The sequence below is a fragment of the Billgrantia zhangzhouensis genome (genome assembly GCF_021404465.1).
In the GTDB taxonomy this organism is placed as follows: domain Bacteria; phylum Pseudomonadota; class Gammaproteobacteria; order Pseudomonadales; family Halomonadaceae; genus Halomonas; species Halomonas zhangzhouensis.
Window position 1 is genome coordinate 1 of sequence record NZ_JABFTT010000016.1, and the last position, 15,622, is coordinate 15,622.

Below are 15,622 nucleotides of genomic sequence, written 5' to 3' on the forward strand. Positions count from 1 at the left end.
TCGACGAAGGCCTCGATGGCTCGGACCGGGTTGTCCTCTGCGACGAAATCATCCAGAAGCTCAGGGAACAACGTGGCTTGCGATCGAGACTCTCCTGCAACGAATCGCTTCATCGGCACCTACACGAGCAGTCACAGGGAGAGTATAGCGGGAGCCGCGTTTTCACACAGCCTCGGCCGATTGCCGCCTTAATCAGTCAATACACGTATAGCATGTGCCGGGCCGGGTGATGATCCCCAATTTTGCTACGCTGGCAGAACGACAGCGGGCGAGACGACTGATGGCCTTCCATAACCCCGACCCAAAAATGCGTGACATCGAGCGGCGCAATGCCCGGCTGCGCGCCGCTTTTTTTGCCAAACTGTTTGGCGGTGCCAGGCGCGGATTGCGCAAGGCCATGTCATGTCTTCGGCTCCGTCACCGTCGGCGCCAACATCGAGGCTGAAGGGACAAACGCATGAATCGCCTAGACAGGGATGTTCAAGTATTCGAAGCCCGTGCAACCGATGCCGACCTCGACGACCTGCGCGCGCGACTGGCCGCGGCGCGGCTACCGGAGACCGAGACGGTCTATCGCGCCGCGCCCGATCCTCGCCGCTGGGATCAGGGTGTTCCTCTCGCCGATCTTGTCGATCTCGTGAACTACTGGCGCACCGAGTATGACTGGAGATCGTTCGAGGCGCGCCTTGACCGTATCGGCCAGTTCCGCACGACGATCGATGGCCTCGGCATTCACTTCCTGCACCGTCGATCCGCCCGTGCCGATGCCACACCTCTGATCCTGACGCACGGCTGGCCAGGCAGCATTGTCGAGTTCATCGATATCGTCGACGAGCTGACAGAGCCGAAGGAGCCAGACACGCCAGCTTTCCACGTCGTGGTCCCGTCGCTGCCGGGCTTTGGCTACAGCGACAAGCCGACCACTACCGGTTGGGGCGCCGGAAAGATCGCGGCCGCCTGGGTGGAGCTGATGGAAAGGCTCGGCTACGACAAGTTCGTCGCCCATGGCGGCGACTGGGGCGGTGTCATCACCACGGTCCTCGGTGGCAGGTTCCCGTCACAACTCCTCGGCATCCACTCGACGTTGGCGCAGGCACCACCCGGTCTGGTCATGGAGGGGCTGACAGCGGACGAGCGCAAATGGGCCGAGGACACCCGTGACTTCTGGCTCTACCGCGCGGCGTATGCGAAGCAGCAGGCGACCCGACCGCAGACCATCGGCTACTCGCTCGTCGACTCGCCCGTCGGGCTTCTGGCCTGGATCCTCGACAAGTTTGCCGAGTGGACGGATACCGACGATAGCCCCTTCGAGACGATTTCCCGAGACCGCATTCTCGATGACGTCACCCTCTACTGGCTGACACGGTCCGGCGCCTCGGCGGCCCGCATCTACTACGAAAGCCACGGCGGTGTTAATGCGCTCGACCCCGAGCTGCGGGTCGATGTTCCCTCAGCCATCACCATATATCCCCGCGACATCGAGAAGTGTCCGCGCCCCTGGGCAGAGCAGCGGTACCGGCAGATCGTGCGATGGAGGACGGCCGAAAAGGGAGGGCACTTTCCTTCGCTGGAGGTGCCGGGGTATTTCGTCAAGGACCTGCAGGAGGGCTTTGCGGCGGTGCTGGCTGTTAATCGGTAAAGCGGCGGGGGCGCGTGGGCCGTGAAGAGGCCGCCCAGAGCGGGGCGACAACCTGACACGACGAGAAGAGCCAGCGCACCGCGCTGGCTCTCGTCTTTTTGGGATTGCGTTGACGTAGGTCTCTGGTGTGGGGCGGGCCGGCGATCTGCGAGGCTCTGGTGTATCTATACGGCGCACGGAACCGTATTCATAAACCGTTGGCCCTGCGCTCCGATAATGGCCTCGTCTTCAGCAGCCGACATTATATCGCGACGGTGAGTACTACGGACTCACCAGGAGTTCATGACGCCCTACACGCCGGAGAAGAACGAGCTCGTTGAGCGCTTTTGCAGCCCTTGAAGGAAGAGCGCATTTGGCAATATCGGTTCGAGTCGTTGGGCTAGGCCCGAGCAGTCATCAGCCGCTGGATACAGCACTAGAGTCACATCAGTTGTTGGGCTGTGTGGCACACCGGGCATTAGCTGCGTAGGTGTGCAGAAACCAAGGGGCATTATACCTGCAAAAGGCCGGGTCGTAGTCACTAAATATTTGTAGTGTAACAATTTTTTGATTATAGCCAAATGGGCAACGAATAAGACTTAAACAGCCATGGTCTAAGGGTGATGAGACGGTATAGTTAATCCAGTAGATACCGTCTTGCAGACTTTGTGGAGTCATCAAGCAACCGTGATGACCCTTATACTTACATAGACGGATAGTCCTAAGACCAGCACGACCGGCAAACAGCACGCCCTACTGTTCAGCGCAAGGAGATTGGTTTACATGGATAATCATGATTACCGATTCAAGCCTTACACCCGCAACAGTATTAAAAGCGCACCGCAATGGAAACTATTAACGCCGTCACAGCAAGAGTCGGTTCTTGCAGTTTCACGCGTTCTACCTTTTCGAGTCAATGCTTACGTTCTAGATGAGCTTATTGACTGGAGCAATATTCCAGATGATCCCATTTTCCGCCTAACGTTTCCGCATCGCGAAATGCTGAAAACTGAAGAGTATGAATTACTTCGCAATATTGAAAGTGGGCGTTCCGCAGGAAGCGAGGGGGAGCTCATAAAACGTATTCGAATGAATATGAATCCCCATCCTGCTGGGCAGCTTACACACAACGTCCCCTATCTTTATGGACAGCCTATCAAGGGCCTACAGCATAAATATCGGGAAACCGTGCTTTTCTTTCCAAGTGCAGGTCAGACCTGTCATGCCTATTGCACGTTCTGCTTTCGCTGGCCGCAGTTCGTTGGTATGAACGAACTTAAATTCGACGCAAAAGATGCTCGGGCTCTTGTTGACTATTTGAAGGTTCACAAGGAGGTGACGGATGTTCTTATTACCGGTGGCGACCCGATGATAATGAATGCTCGTTCTCTGGCTGGCTACATTGAGCCTTTGTTGTCGGCTGATCTTTCTCATATACAGAATATTCGCATCGGCACAAAGTCCGTCGCGTACTGGCCACAACGCTTCGTTAGCGATCCCGATGCAGATGATGTCATGCGGCTGTTTGAAAAAGTCGTTGCATCAGGAAAGAATCTTGCTGTGATGGGGCATTACAACCATCCCGCCGAATTGCGCCCGGCGATAGCTCAACAAGCTGTTCGCAATATCATCGCTACCGGTGCAACGGTCCGAATGCAAGCACCGTTGATTCGCCATATTAATGAAGACCCAGCAGGTTGGGCAGAGCTCTGGACTGCCGGTGTAAAACTCGGAGCGACTCCCTATTACATGTTCGTCGAGCGAGACACTGGGCCTCGAAGCTACTTTGAGGTGCCACTGGTCAAGGCTTATGAAGTCTTTCAGCAGGCTTATCAGCAGGTGTCGGGCCTAGCGCGGACAGTTCGCGGACCATCAATGAGCGCTCATCCTGGAAAGGTGGTGATAGACGGAATCGTAAAGTTGGCCGGCGAGAAAGTATTCGCGCTGCAGTTCTTACAGGCGAGAAATCCTAATTGGGTGCGCCGGCCTTTTTACGCACGCTTTGATCCGCATGCAACTTGGCTAGACCAACTACGGCCAGCATTTGGCGAGTCACGTTTCTTTTTTGAGCAGGAAGCTCATGCCGAGGTCAGCAGTATCATTTCCTCCTCGGCTTGGGATGACTCAACTATTTCTAATGCAAGCAATAGTGGCGTCGATAAACGCGCTTCTGTCTCGTGAGGAATTGATATGGATTCGTCAATCTTTGAGGTATATGCGCTTCGCTACGCAATGCATGAGGGTCGCAAAGCCAGTGAGAATTTCTTATTCCACGAGGACCAACATAGCAGTCCGATGCCTTTGTCCTTTTACCTGTGGGCAATTAAGGGCCTTGGTCGCACTGTTGTTGTCGACACGGGATTCGACGAGAGTATGGCCCGCAAAAGAGGTAGGACGTTTTTGCATAGTCCGAAAGACCTACTCTCCGACATCGGCATCAAGGCCGAAGATGTCACTGACGTGATCATCACGCATATGCACTATGACCACTGTGGCAATCTTGGACTGTTCCCAAAAGCCAAATATCACATACAAGAAGCTGAGATGGCTTACTGCACAGGTCGCTCAATGACCTATTCGCTTCTACGGAGGCCGTTCGAGTCGAAAAATATCAAAGATGCTATTGATTGCCTCTTCCAAGACAGATTGATCGTCCATGATGGAGACGTTGATCTTGGGGATGGTATCCGCTTGCATAAAGTTGGGGGGCACACGAAGGGCATGCAGATCGTCAGCATCCCAACCCAGCGAGGGAACATAGTTCTCGCCAGCGATGCTGCCCATTTCTGGGAAAACATTCACCTGCGAAGTCCTTTTCCAATCGTTGTAGACGTCCAACGTATGTTCGCTGCCTATGACGTCATGGAGTGCTTAGCGGATGGCCCCTTTCACGTCATCCCCGGACACGACCCGAAGGTGCTTGAGATATTTCCGCGTCTTCCCAATAATGCGGATATTGCCATATTGCATGCGGAGCCTGTAGAAAATCATGGGTTGAGCCCGATTGCTAAAGGAGAGAACCAAGAGGCTGCAACGGTTAGTCGGATTGCCATCGTGGGGATGGGGCCGCGGGGCATAAGTGTGCTCGAGAAACTCATCAAGTATATTGATGAGGTCAGTCTAGACGGCCAAGAAGTAGAAATCATGATGATTGATCCAGGTCCCTGTGGTGAAGGCGCTCATTCTTCAGGTCAGCACGAGGATCTACTGATCAATACCGTGGCTTCACAGATCAGTATTTTCGGGCTTGATAGTCTGGTTAATGGGGCCCACGGCCCGTCACTTACTGAATGGGCGCGGCAAGCTGGGTATCGCCGCATCGGTAACCGCTATCGCATATCTAACTCCGGTGAAGGTGATGCAATTAGCGACGCGGACTATCTTCCAAGAAGATTGCTGGGTCAGTATTTGGGGTGGGCGTTCGAGCAAATGACATGTTCTCTACCGGAACGAATCCAAATTAGGCACATCCGCCGTCGCGTTCTTGATCTTCGAAAGATAGACGACGAAACCTTTTTGCTTGAACTCGACGAAGGGCCCCAACTCCTTGCGAATTACATAGTTCTTGCCACTGGTCATGGAACTCGATCGCCCACGGAAACTGATCTCAAGTACCAATCGTTTGCCAGCACAGCTGAAAATATTAATCCGAGTGCTGCTTATTACAGATCGCCATACCCCACTGAAAACCTGGCCACTATCCATGAGAGGGCGTGCGTTGCCATCCAAGGACTTGGACTGACTGCCTACGATGTGATTTCCTCCCTTACCAGTGCACGTGGCGGATGGTTTCGCGAAACCAAAGAGCGACTCGAATACATACCGTCCGGAAACGAACCCAGAATACTGCTTGTCTCTCGCAACTGCTTGCCATTTGCTGCAAGGGGGATCAACCAGAAAGGATTGACTGGAAGCCACCAGGCGGCATTCTTTACACTAAAATCTCTTGACTCTCTACGCCATACCGCGATCGTTGCTCGTGGTAGCCCTCGTCTGAACTTCGAACATGAAGTGCTACCACTCATTAAGCTAGAGATGGCTTATGCTTACCGCTTGGCCCTACAAGATGGAAAGGTCGACCCCGCAGAGTTCGTGCCATCCGACGAGGAATGCGAGGCTATAGATAGATTGCTTGATCCGCTCGCATACGAGAAGTTTTCGTCGCTAGAGCACTTTCGCGACTACTTCCGTCGGCAGGTCGAAGAGGATCTCAGGCATGCCTGTCTCGGGAACCTAACTAGCCCAGTCAAAGCGGCAGCTGATGTGCTTCGAGATACACGCGAAGCCTTGCGTGCTGCAGTGGAGTTTGGCGGCCTTACCCCTTCATCTCACCGTGTTTTCGTTGAGTCCTTCGTTCCAACAGCGAACAGAATTTCTTTCGGGCCACCCAAGCAGCGGAACGCCGAACTGTTAGCACTGATGGACGCTGGAGTACTAAGCGTAGCCGGCGGCCCTGGCAATGAAATTGAGTTGGATCGCGAGCGCGGGCAGTTTTGCATCGTTAGCCGGTTAGGAAAGGAACCAGCACGAGACTATGCTGATGTGCTGATTTCAGCCCGTCTAGATGTGTACTCACCGCTTACGGACTCCAGCCCTCTATCCAATAATCTGCTGGCTAGCGGCATCGCCCGGCCTTACCTCAACGGCGACTATCATCCAGGCGGGCTCGACATTAGCCAGGATCTCAAAGTCATTGACTCAAAGGGCTGCGTTCACGACCGCCTCTGGGCGATCGGAATCCCGATTGAAGGCCCGCATTTTTATACGCATGCCCTGCCGCGCTCCTCTAAAGCGTCCCGGTTTTCTCTCGACGCTGAGCAGTGTGCTCTGCAGATAGTGGAAGTGCTTTCACGCAGACATGCCTCGCCTTCGGTAATGAATCAGATGGAAGAGGAGCATAAGCAAAAGAACCAGTTACAACCGGCTCGCACCGAGGAAGTCACTAAGAAAATTGCTTGATAACCCATCGCTTACTATCGATAAGCGCAATAAGAGGGCTCCGACATGAAAACGTACCGGCCGTCCCATGCTATTGATAAACCGTTGCCGGCCCTACATGAGTTGCACCCCAGCTTGGCTGCCCTCACGTTGTCGTTGGCATCTGCAGTGGCATTGGGCATCACGCGGTTTTCCTATGGTCTGTTACTACCGCCAATGCGAGAGGACCTTAACTGGAGCTACACTCTAGCGGGGTCTCTGAACACAAGTAACGCTGTAGGATATTTGGCCGGTGCGTTGATTGCGCCCTTGGTATTGCGCTGGATTGGCGTGTCACGCTTGCTGACATTGAGCACAGTGTTAGCTGGCATCTTCATGCTCCTATCGGGCACCACTTTGGTAGCTGATGTGCTTCTTGTCTTGCGGGTATGCTCAGGGGTGGTGAGTTCCTTTATTTTTATAGCAGGAGGTGTATTGGCTTCCAGAATAAGTTCGATGCACTCTAAGCGCTCGGGCCTCCTATTAGGTATTTACTATGGCGGCACAGGGTTGGGAATTGTACTGTCTTCATTATTAATCCCTGTCCTTTTAAATGCTGCCCAGGTATATGGGCATGCCCATACGTGGCAATGGACGTGGTACGGGCTAGGCCTGCTTTGCTTTGTCGCAGCAGGGCTGATGGCACCGCTGGCTAAGGCGATCAGCAGCAGTCCGGGTAGCTCACCCCAGCGCCACCAATACGATCTGCGTCGCTTCAGCTGGGCGTTAGGGGGCTACTTCCTATTTGGGGTGGGCTGCATTGGGTACATGACTTTTGTGGTCGCGTTGCTGAAAGAGCAACAGATGCAACCCTGGCTCATAACTCTTTTTTATTCAGTATTGGGTGTTGCTGTGATGGCTTCTTCTCGCCTTTGGGCGGGTTTGTTAAGCCGATACAAAGGTGGTCAAGCGCTAGCCATCCTGAACGCGGTTTTGGCAGGCGCGACACTTTTACCAATCCTAGCTGGTTCTGTGCCATTGGCTTTCTTATCAGGACTGGTGTTCGGTGGCGTCTTCATGTCCGTCGTCGCTTCAACAACAGCCTTGGTGCGGCACAACCTGGATGAACAATACTGGTCGGCCGCTATAAGCGCTTTTACTGTGGTTTTTGCATTCGGTCAGATTATCGGGCCGCTGCTTGTTGGTTGGTTGGCTGATGGGCCCGGTGGACTAGAGCAAGGACTCGCTGTATCAGCTGGTGCATTGGCTGTTGGCGCCCTTTTGGCCTGGCGGCAAAAGCCACTGAAGTAAACGGCTCGAATAATATCGCATAAAACAAGAGAGACTTCCATGAAAGAACATACAGGCGGATGCTTGTGCGGTGCAGTGAGATACGCTTTTACCGGTGAGCCTCGATTTGTCTCATTATGCCACTGCACGCATTGTCAAAAGCTAAGTGGCGGAAGTTATACAATCAATCTCCTTATACGAGAACAAGATTTTAAGCAACAGGGAGCAACCGCGTTGTTTGAAGACAGTGGTGATAGTGGACACCCAGTGCAGCGCCATTTTTGCGGAGACTGTGGATCACACATCTTTGCAAAAATTGCATCAGCTCCAGGAAAAATCGTGCTAAAGGGAGGGACTCTCGATCACCCCAACGACTTTACCCCGCAAGCTGAAATATATACATGCCGAGCTTCTGAGTGGCTGTTGCCTGTTGAGAACACGCAACGCTTTGATCTAGGCATATAATCCAGCCGGCTATGCGCCGGGTTTATAAGCGACGAATCTGAAATGAATAAGGAGATGGTAATGAACGAAGCACAGTATGATGAAGAATTAAAGTCCGCGCTTACCGCTGCTGTTGGAACGACATACGTACAAGGTGGCATCAAGCGTACCGTCCTACAAAAAGCACAGTTTCCCGAGGGCTACACTATCAATTTTAATCTGATTGAAGTCCCGGCGGGTAATAGCGCAGCTCCGCATGTCCATCCTGGATTGGAAATTACCTATGTGCTTGAAGGCGAGTTCGATCTCGTTACACAAGGCAAGCCGGACCGCCGTTTTACTCCAGGTATGTCTTACATGGTCTCTGATCAAGATGTTCACTACGCCAGGGTGTTGAGTGATATTCCAATGAAACTACTTTGTGTTTTTGTCAACAAGGAAAGCGAGCCGGTAGCCCGAGTAGTCGGAAAGGCAGAGGCGCGTTAGTAGGTAGATCCCAAAAACCTGCCAATGCGGCAGGTTTTTGGGCAATTTGTTACGAATCATCCGGATAACGGATTCACCGTACGGAGTGCTAACATGATTCTGCACGACTACTTTCGATCCTCGTCCGCTTTCAGGGTTCGCATTGCTTTGAATATTAAAGGAATCGATTATGAAACTAAAGTCCAGGACCTAGATCAGCAGTCCAATCGATCAAAGGGTTATTTAAGAGTGAATGGCTTCGGATTGATACCTGCTATAGAAGATGGCGAAGTGCGTATTGCCCAATCAGGAGCTATCATCGAGTACCTTGAAGAAAAATTTTCCAGCCCGGCCTTGCTGCCTCTTGATCCAGCTGGGCGAGCCCGGGTCAGAAGCCTTTTTTATCAAATTGTATGCGATACCCATCCTCTCACGACTCGGAGAGTGGCTAGCTACCTCCAGCAGAATATTAATGCGACACAAAACGATGTTAGCATGTGGAAGTTGGCTTGGCTGCGTGACGGGCTTATGGGTATGGAGGAGGTGCTCGCTTCTAACTCCACCGGTGATTTTTGCCACGGTAACCAGCCCACACTTGCTGACATCGGGCTGGCTCCTCAAGTCTATTCGGCATTATCGCTGGGTCTGCGGCTTGACGACATGCCGACCGTCTCTCGGATTTACTCGATGTGCTTAGAGCTTCCCGCTTTCCAAAGGGCGCATCCGGACAACTGCTGAGATCAGCGACTACAGAGGGAAGCAGCGCCGTGCGGAAGATGACTAATGAGTATCGTGCAGGTGCCTACAGTGCCACACTTGTTTAACTCCCTGGCCAGACTCCAAACATTGTTGCGCTCATTGTTGCGCTCCGGATCAGACGTCGAAGCGTGCCCCTAACCCAGCGCGGCTTAGCAAGCACGTAATTCACCGTAGGTAGGGCGGCGATCGGTATGGGGTTCGTCATTATGCGAGTCCAATCGACGAAGCCGATCTATAAGACGAGTTAGAGTTGGTTCGGCCGGCCTGTCCCTCAGAAGTAAATATGTCGACAGTCGATATTGTGGGTCAGCAAGTGGTCGGCTGCGAATAAGGGTATCCCGGCTGGTTTGCATCTGCGACTCACCAATCAGTGCCAAAGCATAGCCAGCCGAAACCAAAGACATCATCAGGCTAAACGAAGCTACACGTTGCACAGGTAGAGGTAGTCCCAGAGAGTTCTGTAGAAAAAGCTTTTCAATTTGAGCGTTGTAGCCTGCGCAGCTTTCTGCATGCCCTAGCAGAAGCGGGTACCTCAACACATCTTCGGCACGAATCTGTTCGTAGGCTAGTAACGGATGATCAACAGGCATAGCTACATGCAATGGCTCTGTCCATGCCAGCTCAGTACGCAATCCATGGTTACGGTCGCTACTTTGACAAAGTCCGCAATCGTAAAGATCATCGCTTAAGCCCTTGACCTGATGAGCAAGCGATACCTCGTCAAAATGGATTCCCAGGTCAGGCTCTTCCAGACGAGTCAGAGCGACCAACGAAGCGAGCCTAGGTGTAGAAATCCCATCCGACAGCGCAATACGCAACCTTCCATCGCAACCTGCCGCTGCGGCACGTATCCCGTCGCGTGCCTGCTCCAAAAGTAAAAAAACCCGCGGGGCCTGCTGAAGCAACGAGGCGCCAGCTGGCGTCAAGCGCGTGCTACGCGTCGTACGAGTGAAAAGTTGTGCACCAACGTCTTCCTCAAGCTCCTTGATCGTCCTCGAAAGAGGAGATTGGTCTATGTGTAGCTTCTCTGCGGCTCGTGTGAAGTGCAATTCATTAGCCACAGCCAGGAAACAGCGCAGGTGTCTAAGCTCCATCACGATGTCCTTTGTCAGCAACCTAGTGCCAAGCTACGTGGGCTTGCGCAGTCTCAGCAATTGTCTAAAATGACAAAATAGATTCCATTTAGGACACTGCTTATGCAATTCGCAATCGCCGTACCGAAAGGGGCTCTTGCTGCCAGCGTTGGCGCTACGCTGGATGTTTTGACGGTGGCAAGCCGCTGTGCATGCGCTCAAGGGAAGCCACCGCTCACGTGGGGAGTGTTTTCTACTCAGAGACAGGTAGCGCTTTCAGCGGGCATGACTCTGCCTGCTCTGCCTCTCGAAGAAGTGAGGAACTTCTCGAATGCGATATTGGTGATTCCAGGCATTGGGCTGGATCATCCAGCACTCAACGCCGAAGCCGATATAGTGGATCGCTTCCGTGATTCTAATATTTGGCAAAGACTGCTTTTGGCAGATGCACATGTGTTCGCAAAGCTGGCACGTGCCCATCATGATGCTGGAGGTGCGGTCGCTGCGTCTTGCTCTGGTGTTTTGCTATTGGCTCAGGCTGGCATTCTCGATAGCCGAACAGTAACAACCCACTGGAGACTCGGCGGATTCTTCCAGAGACACTTTCCTAAGGTGAAAGTCGACACCCGACAGATGCTTATTGATGACAAGAACGTCATCAGCGCCGGTGCTGCTATGGCGCAGATGGACCTCATGCTTTACCTAATCCGTAAGCAGGTGGGGCGTAATATTGCTGATATGGCAATGAAATATTTTCTAATTGACTGCCGTCCCACTCAAGCCCGCTACAGGGTATGGGACCACTTACGGTCGGGTGAAGACGACGTGACTTCCCGTTTCGAAACGCTGATTGAAACTAGCTTGCCGGATGTGCCTACGATCGCTGAGGCAGCAAAAATTTTAAATCTAACCCATCGAACCTTGGCTAGGCGCATCGTTAAAGCAACAGGATCAAGCCCTCAAGTGCTTATCAATGCAGTCCGTATGCGTCATGCCCATCGCTTGCTGGCTACCGGTAGTCTCACGCTAGATGAAATTGCATACCGTGTCGGATATGCCAATGTTTCGTCGCTTTGGAAGTTGACACTTAAGATGGAGCAGACAACTCCGGCATCGCTTAAGCGAAAGGTATCGGTCTCGGGTGAGTAACTACCCGTTTGGCAAATAGCTCTGATTTTTGGACCTGCCATTCTTTCATCGCTGCAATCGGTGATTGGTGGTATAAAGGCTTCTGCGGGTTATGAGGGCCGGGGCAGGGCATCACTACCAGCTTCCTGACCAGCGTTGGCACCTCACGCCGCTTGAGCATGCGGTTCGTGCCAGCCTGGGTATGGTTACCGCTCCTTCCGTGAAACAGAAGCGGTAGCTACCATTCAGTAGTGGCCATGGAAGGTGGGACGGCTCACCCCCTGCGCCTTCGGATAGTCTGGAACAAAGTATTAACGGCTTCGATGTCCTGCAGAAGCTCGTCTGGTTGCGTGACAGCTCGCTGCTGGCCAGCTGCATGGGAATGAGCACGTACATTGCGACAACATCTATCATGTAAGCGCTGTACTTCGCGGTACTCTGCTTCCTGCACGATCATAACGCCATTGAGCCGGCCGACCGAGATGCCGTCGCGAAAACGCACTACCGTTTCATTGAGGACTGTATCCTCAATTCCTACCTCTATCGTGACGCGAAGATCATCATAGGCATTTCGGATAGCGAGTCGCTCCTCATCCCCAGGTGGATTGATAAAGTTTTCTGCAATTCGCTGATGGTCGGCACGATGTTGTGTAATGCGATCACGGTGCTTGCGCATGTCATAAGGCAATCCGGCATCAATGTAGCCAGGTCCTTCTGCACGGTAACTTATTGATTTTACGTTTGGTGTTAGCTGAGCGTCTGTGCCAAGCGTGATCAGCTCTCCAAAGAAGACCGCATCGTGTGTGAAAACAATGACTTGTCGGTTGGCGGCCTCCTCAATGATCCGTCGCGCGACGGCGGTCCGGTGGTTGTGGTCAAGGCTCGAAACCGGGTCGTCAAGTACAATCCCGGAAGAAGAGCCCGACTGGTGGAGTTCTGCAAAGAAGTACGCGAGCGAGCATATGCGTTGCTCTGCCTCACTTAGCACGAGATGCGGATCGAGCTGACTTGCATGGAGCAGGATTCCAAGTCGTACCGACCCTGCATCACCAGTGGAACTGATTCCGGCTCGAATGTGGTAAAGATCCAGCTTCCTAAGTTCTTCATTCATCCTGCTGGCCAGCGCTTCACTGACGTACTTCTTGGCGAGTTGGCCTGCAAATAAGCTAATTGGGCGGGAGTTGCCGATATCTGCAAGGCAGCTCTGAAGCTTCGCTTTGTGGGCGAGATTATCGACCACCTGAGCAATGCTCTCAATATGCTCAGAAAGTAGTCTCCGAGCTTCCAACTCCTTCAGGCGAAGTCGTTTGGCCGTAAGTGCTTCCGCATTGAGGTTGGCGCGCAATGCGGCCGCCTCGGCGCGTAAGATATTCGCGATTTGCTGGATCGAAGCAGTCGGATTCGCGCTGCGATACGCTGGTCTGTTCTGCCATTCCCCAGTCTCAATGGCGGTTCTGAGCCACTGAAGGCGGGAGACCAAGTCTTCCCGGAAGGTCCGAATGTCGTCCGGCAGCGTCGCTATGCGACCACCCAAGCTATCCGACATGACTTGAGAAACGGTGAAGGTGACGGTCGCTTGGCCGACGTCTCTTACGATCTGTTGCCAGGCGTTGCGCGCGGCCTGAGCGGCTTCGGCCGCTGTGTCCCGGACATAGCGATCGAAGCGGTGCAAGCGATCTTTCGCTTCTGGCGTCAACTCCTGCTGACAAAGCAGACATACCGCACCATTGTCGGTGACCGGAAAGGCTTGTCCAGGATACGCGATGCTAGTCGAGTATTCTCGGGCGGCGTTGAATAGAAGCGCCCAAGCGCCTTGGCCAGTTCCGGGAAGCAACGGTGCGGCATCTTCCGCCTGCAGAAAGGCAGATGCAGCACTCTCGGCCGTCTCGGCTTCCAACAGCCTTTGATGTGCCGTCCTTGCGGCGTCGATCGAGTCATTGGAGACAGTATTTGCGGCAGCGGTAATGTTGTTGGCAAGGTTCTCGACATTCGTCGCGGCGTTGTCCAGAAGTGTTGCTTTGACTGTGGGGTCTGCCTCGTTGATCTCTTTAGGTAAGCACGTTAGTTCTGCTTGCTCCTCTTGAGTAAGCGTGCCTAGTGCGCGCGCCTGTTCCAAATTCATGGTGGAGCTGATCGGATGAATTGCTTGGCCGGCCTCGGTGTCGGCGGGAATGATGTTGAAAGGTGTAACATCTACAGCAAGCCCTGCGATTTCTGCCTCAAGTCGTGGGCGTAGCGCCTGGTTGATGCCGTTAGCCAGCTGCTTGAGGTAGGTGAGGGCGACCGGCTGAAAGCTGGCCGCTTCCCGTGCCTGAAGATAATGGCGCGCGCAGTCGCCATCGAAGACGGAGATGGCCCTCAGTTCGGTGCGCGGAACATGGCTGCGTTGACCGCTCCAGAACTCTTGTTCGGAAGTGTCATCCACTTCGAAGTCGATGGTGGCGCTCGGCGTAAGCTTCTGAAAATCAGGGTCATAGGCGTTGGCGTAGACTGTGCCTGGGCTCCTTGCTCGGCACGCCTGCTTTAGCACGCGCGCATAGCCAGACTTACCGGTGCCGTTACCACCGTACACGATGGTGAGCCCATGTGGCTGGAACTCCAGAATTTGGTCGCTCGGTATTTTTCCAACGTTAAGAAGCGTATGTAGTGACGTGAGAGCGACAGTCCTGTCCTGATTCGCCTCGGCAGGAAAATGGTCTGCGGTGAACCGGATCGGCTGCGGAGTAGGCTCGATCTCGCTGCTGATTCCGTGGTGCTGCTTAGCGAGATCAAGGATCTCGTCCAGGTCTGCTTCGGTCCAGCCTCCCTGAACACAAAGGCGTCGCAAAGCATCTTGACGCCATGGCGGCAGCCTATCCGCCCATGGAAGCACTTCCTCGTATATAGCCATACCAAGCTCCGTATCCACAGAGGGTCAGCATACGGTTTAGCGCGCGATCAGACCAATTGTTGCATCCGGTTGGCCCGATCCAGCGGATTAGCTTGCCTCACCCCACCCGCACCCTCTCCCCAATCGCCTCAATAATGCTCTCGCAGAACCAGCGCTGTGAGGGGGAGCGGCTGGCCTGGGCCTGCCAGTGCAGGGCGACTTCGAATCCGGGTACGTGAAAGGGCAGTTCGTGGATGGTCAGCGGTGACTCTTCGGTGAAGCTGGCGGCGACCTGCAGTGGCATGGTCGCGATCAGATCGCTGTCGTGCAGCACCTTCGGCAGCACCGAGAAGTGCGGTATCTCCAGGCTCACCTTGCGCTGGATGCCGTGCTGACGCATCACCTCCTCGGCAAGGCCGTGCCCGGAGGAGGAGGTGACGGCGACGTGGCGGGCGGCGATAAAGCGCTCTCGCGTCAGGGGGCCTTCTCCGAAGCGTTCCTGGTTGAGCAGGCACACGTAGCGATCCCTCAAGAGTACGTGGCGCGCAATCGCGGCACCGGTCAGCGGCCGGCTGCAGATCAGCGCGTTGACCCTGCCGGCGGCGAGCCACTCCTCGGCGTGTTCGATCTCCAGTGGTACCACTTCCAGCTCGGCCTGGGGCGCCTGCTCGTGCAGGCGGCGCATCAGCTTCGGCAGCAGTGCCATTTCACCCAGGTCGGTCAATGCCAGGCGGAAGCGTCGCGTGCAGGTGGCGGGCTCGAAGTCGCGGCTGCTCTCGATGGCATCCTGAAGCTGCTGCAGGGCGTCGCGCAGGGCAGGGTAGAGCTGGCGAGCGGCAATGGTGGGTTCCATGCCTTGGCGGGTGCGCACGAACAGGCGATCCTCGAAGAGCTCGCGCAGCCGGGCCAGCGCATAGCTGACCGAGGGTTGGGTGACATAGAGGCGCTCGGCGGTGTGGGTGACGCTGCCGGTTTCGTACAGCAGTACGAAGGTGCGCATGAGGTTGAGATCGATCTGGTTCATTACATAGATAGCTTTTATTTTTGATAGAAAGAGTA

At 54.1% G+C, this 15,622-nt stretch carries 11 protein-coding genes and 1 pseudogene; 8 read left to right on the forward strand and 4 right to left on the reverse strand.

Annotated features, from left to right (window positions below):
• The first annotated feature begins 457 nt into the window (after window positions 1-457).
• The 7 genes from HOP51_RS18210 (at window position 458) to maiA (ending at window position 9,472) form a co-directional block, all read left to right on the forward strand.
• Window positions 458-1,639 (forward strand): epoxide hydrolase family protein, encoded by a 1,182-nt coding sequence (locus HOP51_RS18210; protein ID WP_234261168.1) that lies wholly within the window; start codon window positions 458-460, stop codon window positions 1,637-1,639.
• Window positions 1,640-2,401: 762 nt separating this feature from the next.
• Window positions 2,402-3,799, forward strand: coding sequence for a KamA family radical SAM protein (locus HOP51_RS18215; protein ID WP_234275307.1), 1,398 nt, complete (start codon window positions 2,402-2,404; stop codon window positions 3,797-3,799).
• 9 nt (window positions 3,800-3,808) lie between these two features.
• A complete protein-coding gene (locus tag HOP51_RS18220; RefSeq protein ID WP_234275308.1) occupies window positions 3,809-6,577 on the forward strand; it encodes an FAD/NAD(P)-binding protein in 2,769 nt (922 codons plus the stop codon).
• 45 nt (window positions 6,578-6,622) lie between these two features.
• Window positions 6,623-7,846 carry a YbfB/YjiJ family MFS transporter gene (locus tag HOP51_RS18225; RefSeq protein ID WP_234275309.1) on the forward strand — a complete coding sequence of 408 codons (1,224 nt, stop codon included), beginning with the start codon at window positions 6,623-6,625 and terminating at the stop codon, window positions 7,844-7,846.
• 39 nt (window positions 7,847-7,885) lie between these two features.
• A complete protein-coding gene (locus HOP51_RS18230) occupies window positions 7,886-8,290 on the forward strand; it encodes a GFA family protein (RefSeq protein ID WP_234275310.1) in 405 nt (134 codons plus the stop codon).
• A gap of 60 nt (window positions 8,291-8,350) precedes the next feature.
• Window positions 8,351-8,755, forward strand: a complete 405-nt coding sequence (locus HOP51_RS18235; RefSeq protein ID WP_149327328.1) for a cupin domain-containing protein — start codon at window positions 8,351-8,353, stop codon at window positions 8,753-8,755.
• A 93-nt stretch (window positions 8,756-8,848) separates the two neighbouring features.
• Complete coding sequence (gene maiA, locus HOP51_RS18240) at window positions 8,849-9,472, forward strand: maleylacetoacetate isomerase (protein WP_234261173.1); 624 nt, start codon at window positions 8,849-8,851, stop codon at window positions 9,470-9,472.
• Between the two features lie 170 nt (window positions 9,473-9,642).
• On the opposite strand, the gene HOP51_RS18245 is transcribed toward maiA, so the two are convergent.
• Window positions 9,643-10,587, reverse strand: a complete 945-nt coding sequence (locus tag HOP51_RS18245) for a LysR family transcriptional regulator (RefSeq protein WP_234275311.1) — start codon at window positions 10,585-10,587, stop codon at window positions 9,643-9,645.
• A gap of 102 nt (window positions 10,588-10,689) precedes the next feature.
• Here HOP51_RS18245 and HOP51_RS18250 point away from each other — a divergent pair, with 102 nt between their 5' ends.
• On the forward strand, window positions 10,690-11,715 hold the full coding sequence (locus HOP51_RS18250) for a GlxA family transcriptional regulator (RefSeq protein WP_234275312.1): 1,026 nt from the start codon (window positions 10,690-10,692) through the stop codon (window positions 11,713-11,715).
• Here HOP51_RS18250 and HOP51_RS21100 read toward each other — a convergent pair.
• The 3 genes and pseudogenes from HOP51_RS21100 to HOP51_RS18260 all read right to left on the reverse strand — a co-directional run.
• Window positions 11,684-11,809 (reverse strand): annotated as a pseudogene (locus tag HOP51_RS21100) (IS481 family transposase); the annotation flags it as partial. The gene HOP51_RS18250 and the pseudogene HOP51_RS21100 overlap by 32 nt on opposite strands.
• Window positions 11,810-11,968: 159 nt before the next feature.
• Window positions 11,969-14,584: an AAA family ATPase gene (locus HOP51_RS18255; RefSeq protein ID WP_234275313.1), complete on the reverse strand. Its 2,616-nt coding sequence runs from the start codon at window positions 14,582-14,584 to the stop codon at window positions 11,969-11,971.
• Window positions 14,585-14,681: 97 nt separating this feature from the next.
• Complete coding sequence (locus HOP51_RS18260) at window positions 14,682-15,587, reverse strand: LysR family transcriptional regulator (protein WP_234275314.1); 906 nt, start codon at window positions 15,585-15,587, stop codon at window positions 14,682-14,684.
• Window positions 15,588-15,622: the final 35 nt, after the last annotated feature.

Excerpts from the sequence above, each read along its gene's own strand:
- HOP51_RS18210 (WP_234261168.1), top strand. The coding sequence starts at position 458 with ATGAATCGCCTAGACAGGGATGTTCAAGTATTCGAAGCCCGTGCAACC.
- HOP51_RS18215 (WP_234275307.1), top strand. The coding sequence starts at position 2,402 with ATGGATAATCATGATTACCGATTCAAGCCTTACACCCGCAACAGTATT.
- HOP51_RS18220 (WP_234275308.1), top strand. The coding sequence starts at position 3,809 with ATGGATTCGTCAATCTTTGAGGTATATGCGCTTCGCTACGCAATGCAT.
- HOP51_RS18225 (WP_234275309.1), top strand. The coding sequence starts at position 6,623 with ATGAAAACGTACCGGCCGTCCCATGCTATTGATAAACCGTTGCCGGCC.
- HOP51_RS18230 (WP_234275310.1), top strand. The coding sequence starts at position 7,886 with ATGAAAGAACATACAGGCGGATGCTTGTGCGGTGCAGTGAGATACGCT.
- HOP51_RS18235 (WP_149327328.1), top strand. The coding sequence starts at position 8,351 with ATGAACGAAGCACAGTATGATGAAGAATTAAAGTCCGCGCTTACCGCT.
- maiA (WP_234261173.1), top strand. The coding sequence starts at position 8,849 with ATGATTCTGCACGACTACTTTCGATCCTCGTCCGCTTTCAGGGTTCGC.
- HOP51_RS18245 (WP_234275311.1), bottom strand. The coding sequence starts at position 10,587 with ATGGAGCTTAGACACCTGCGCTGTTTCCTGGCTGTGGCTAATGAATTG.
- HOP51_RS18250 (WP_234275312.1), top strand. The coding sequence starts at position 10,690 with ATGCAATTCGCAATCGCCGTACCGAAAGGGGCTCTTGCTGCCAGCGTT.
- HOP51_RS18255 (WP_234275313.1), bottom strand. The coding sequence starts at position 14,584 with ATGGCTATATACGAGGAAGTGCTTCCATGGGCGGATAGGCTGCCGCCA.
- HOP51_RS18260 (WP_234275314.1), bottom strand. The coding sequence starts at position 15,587 with ATGAACCAGATCGATCTCAACCTCATGCGCACCTTCGTACTGCTGTAC.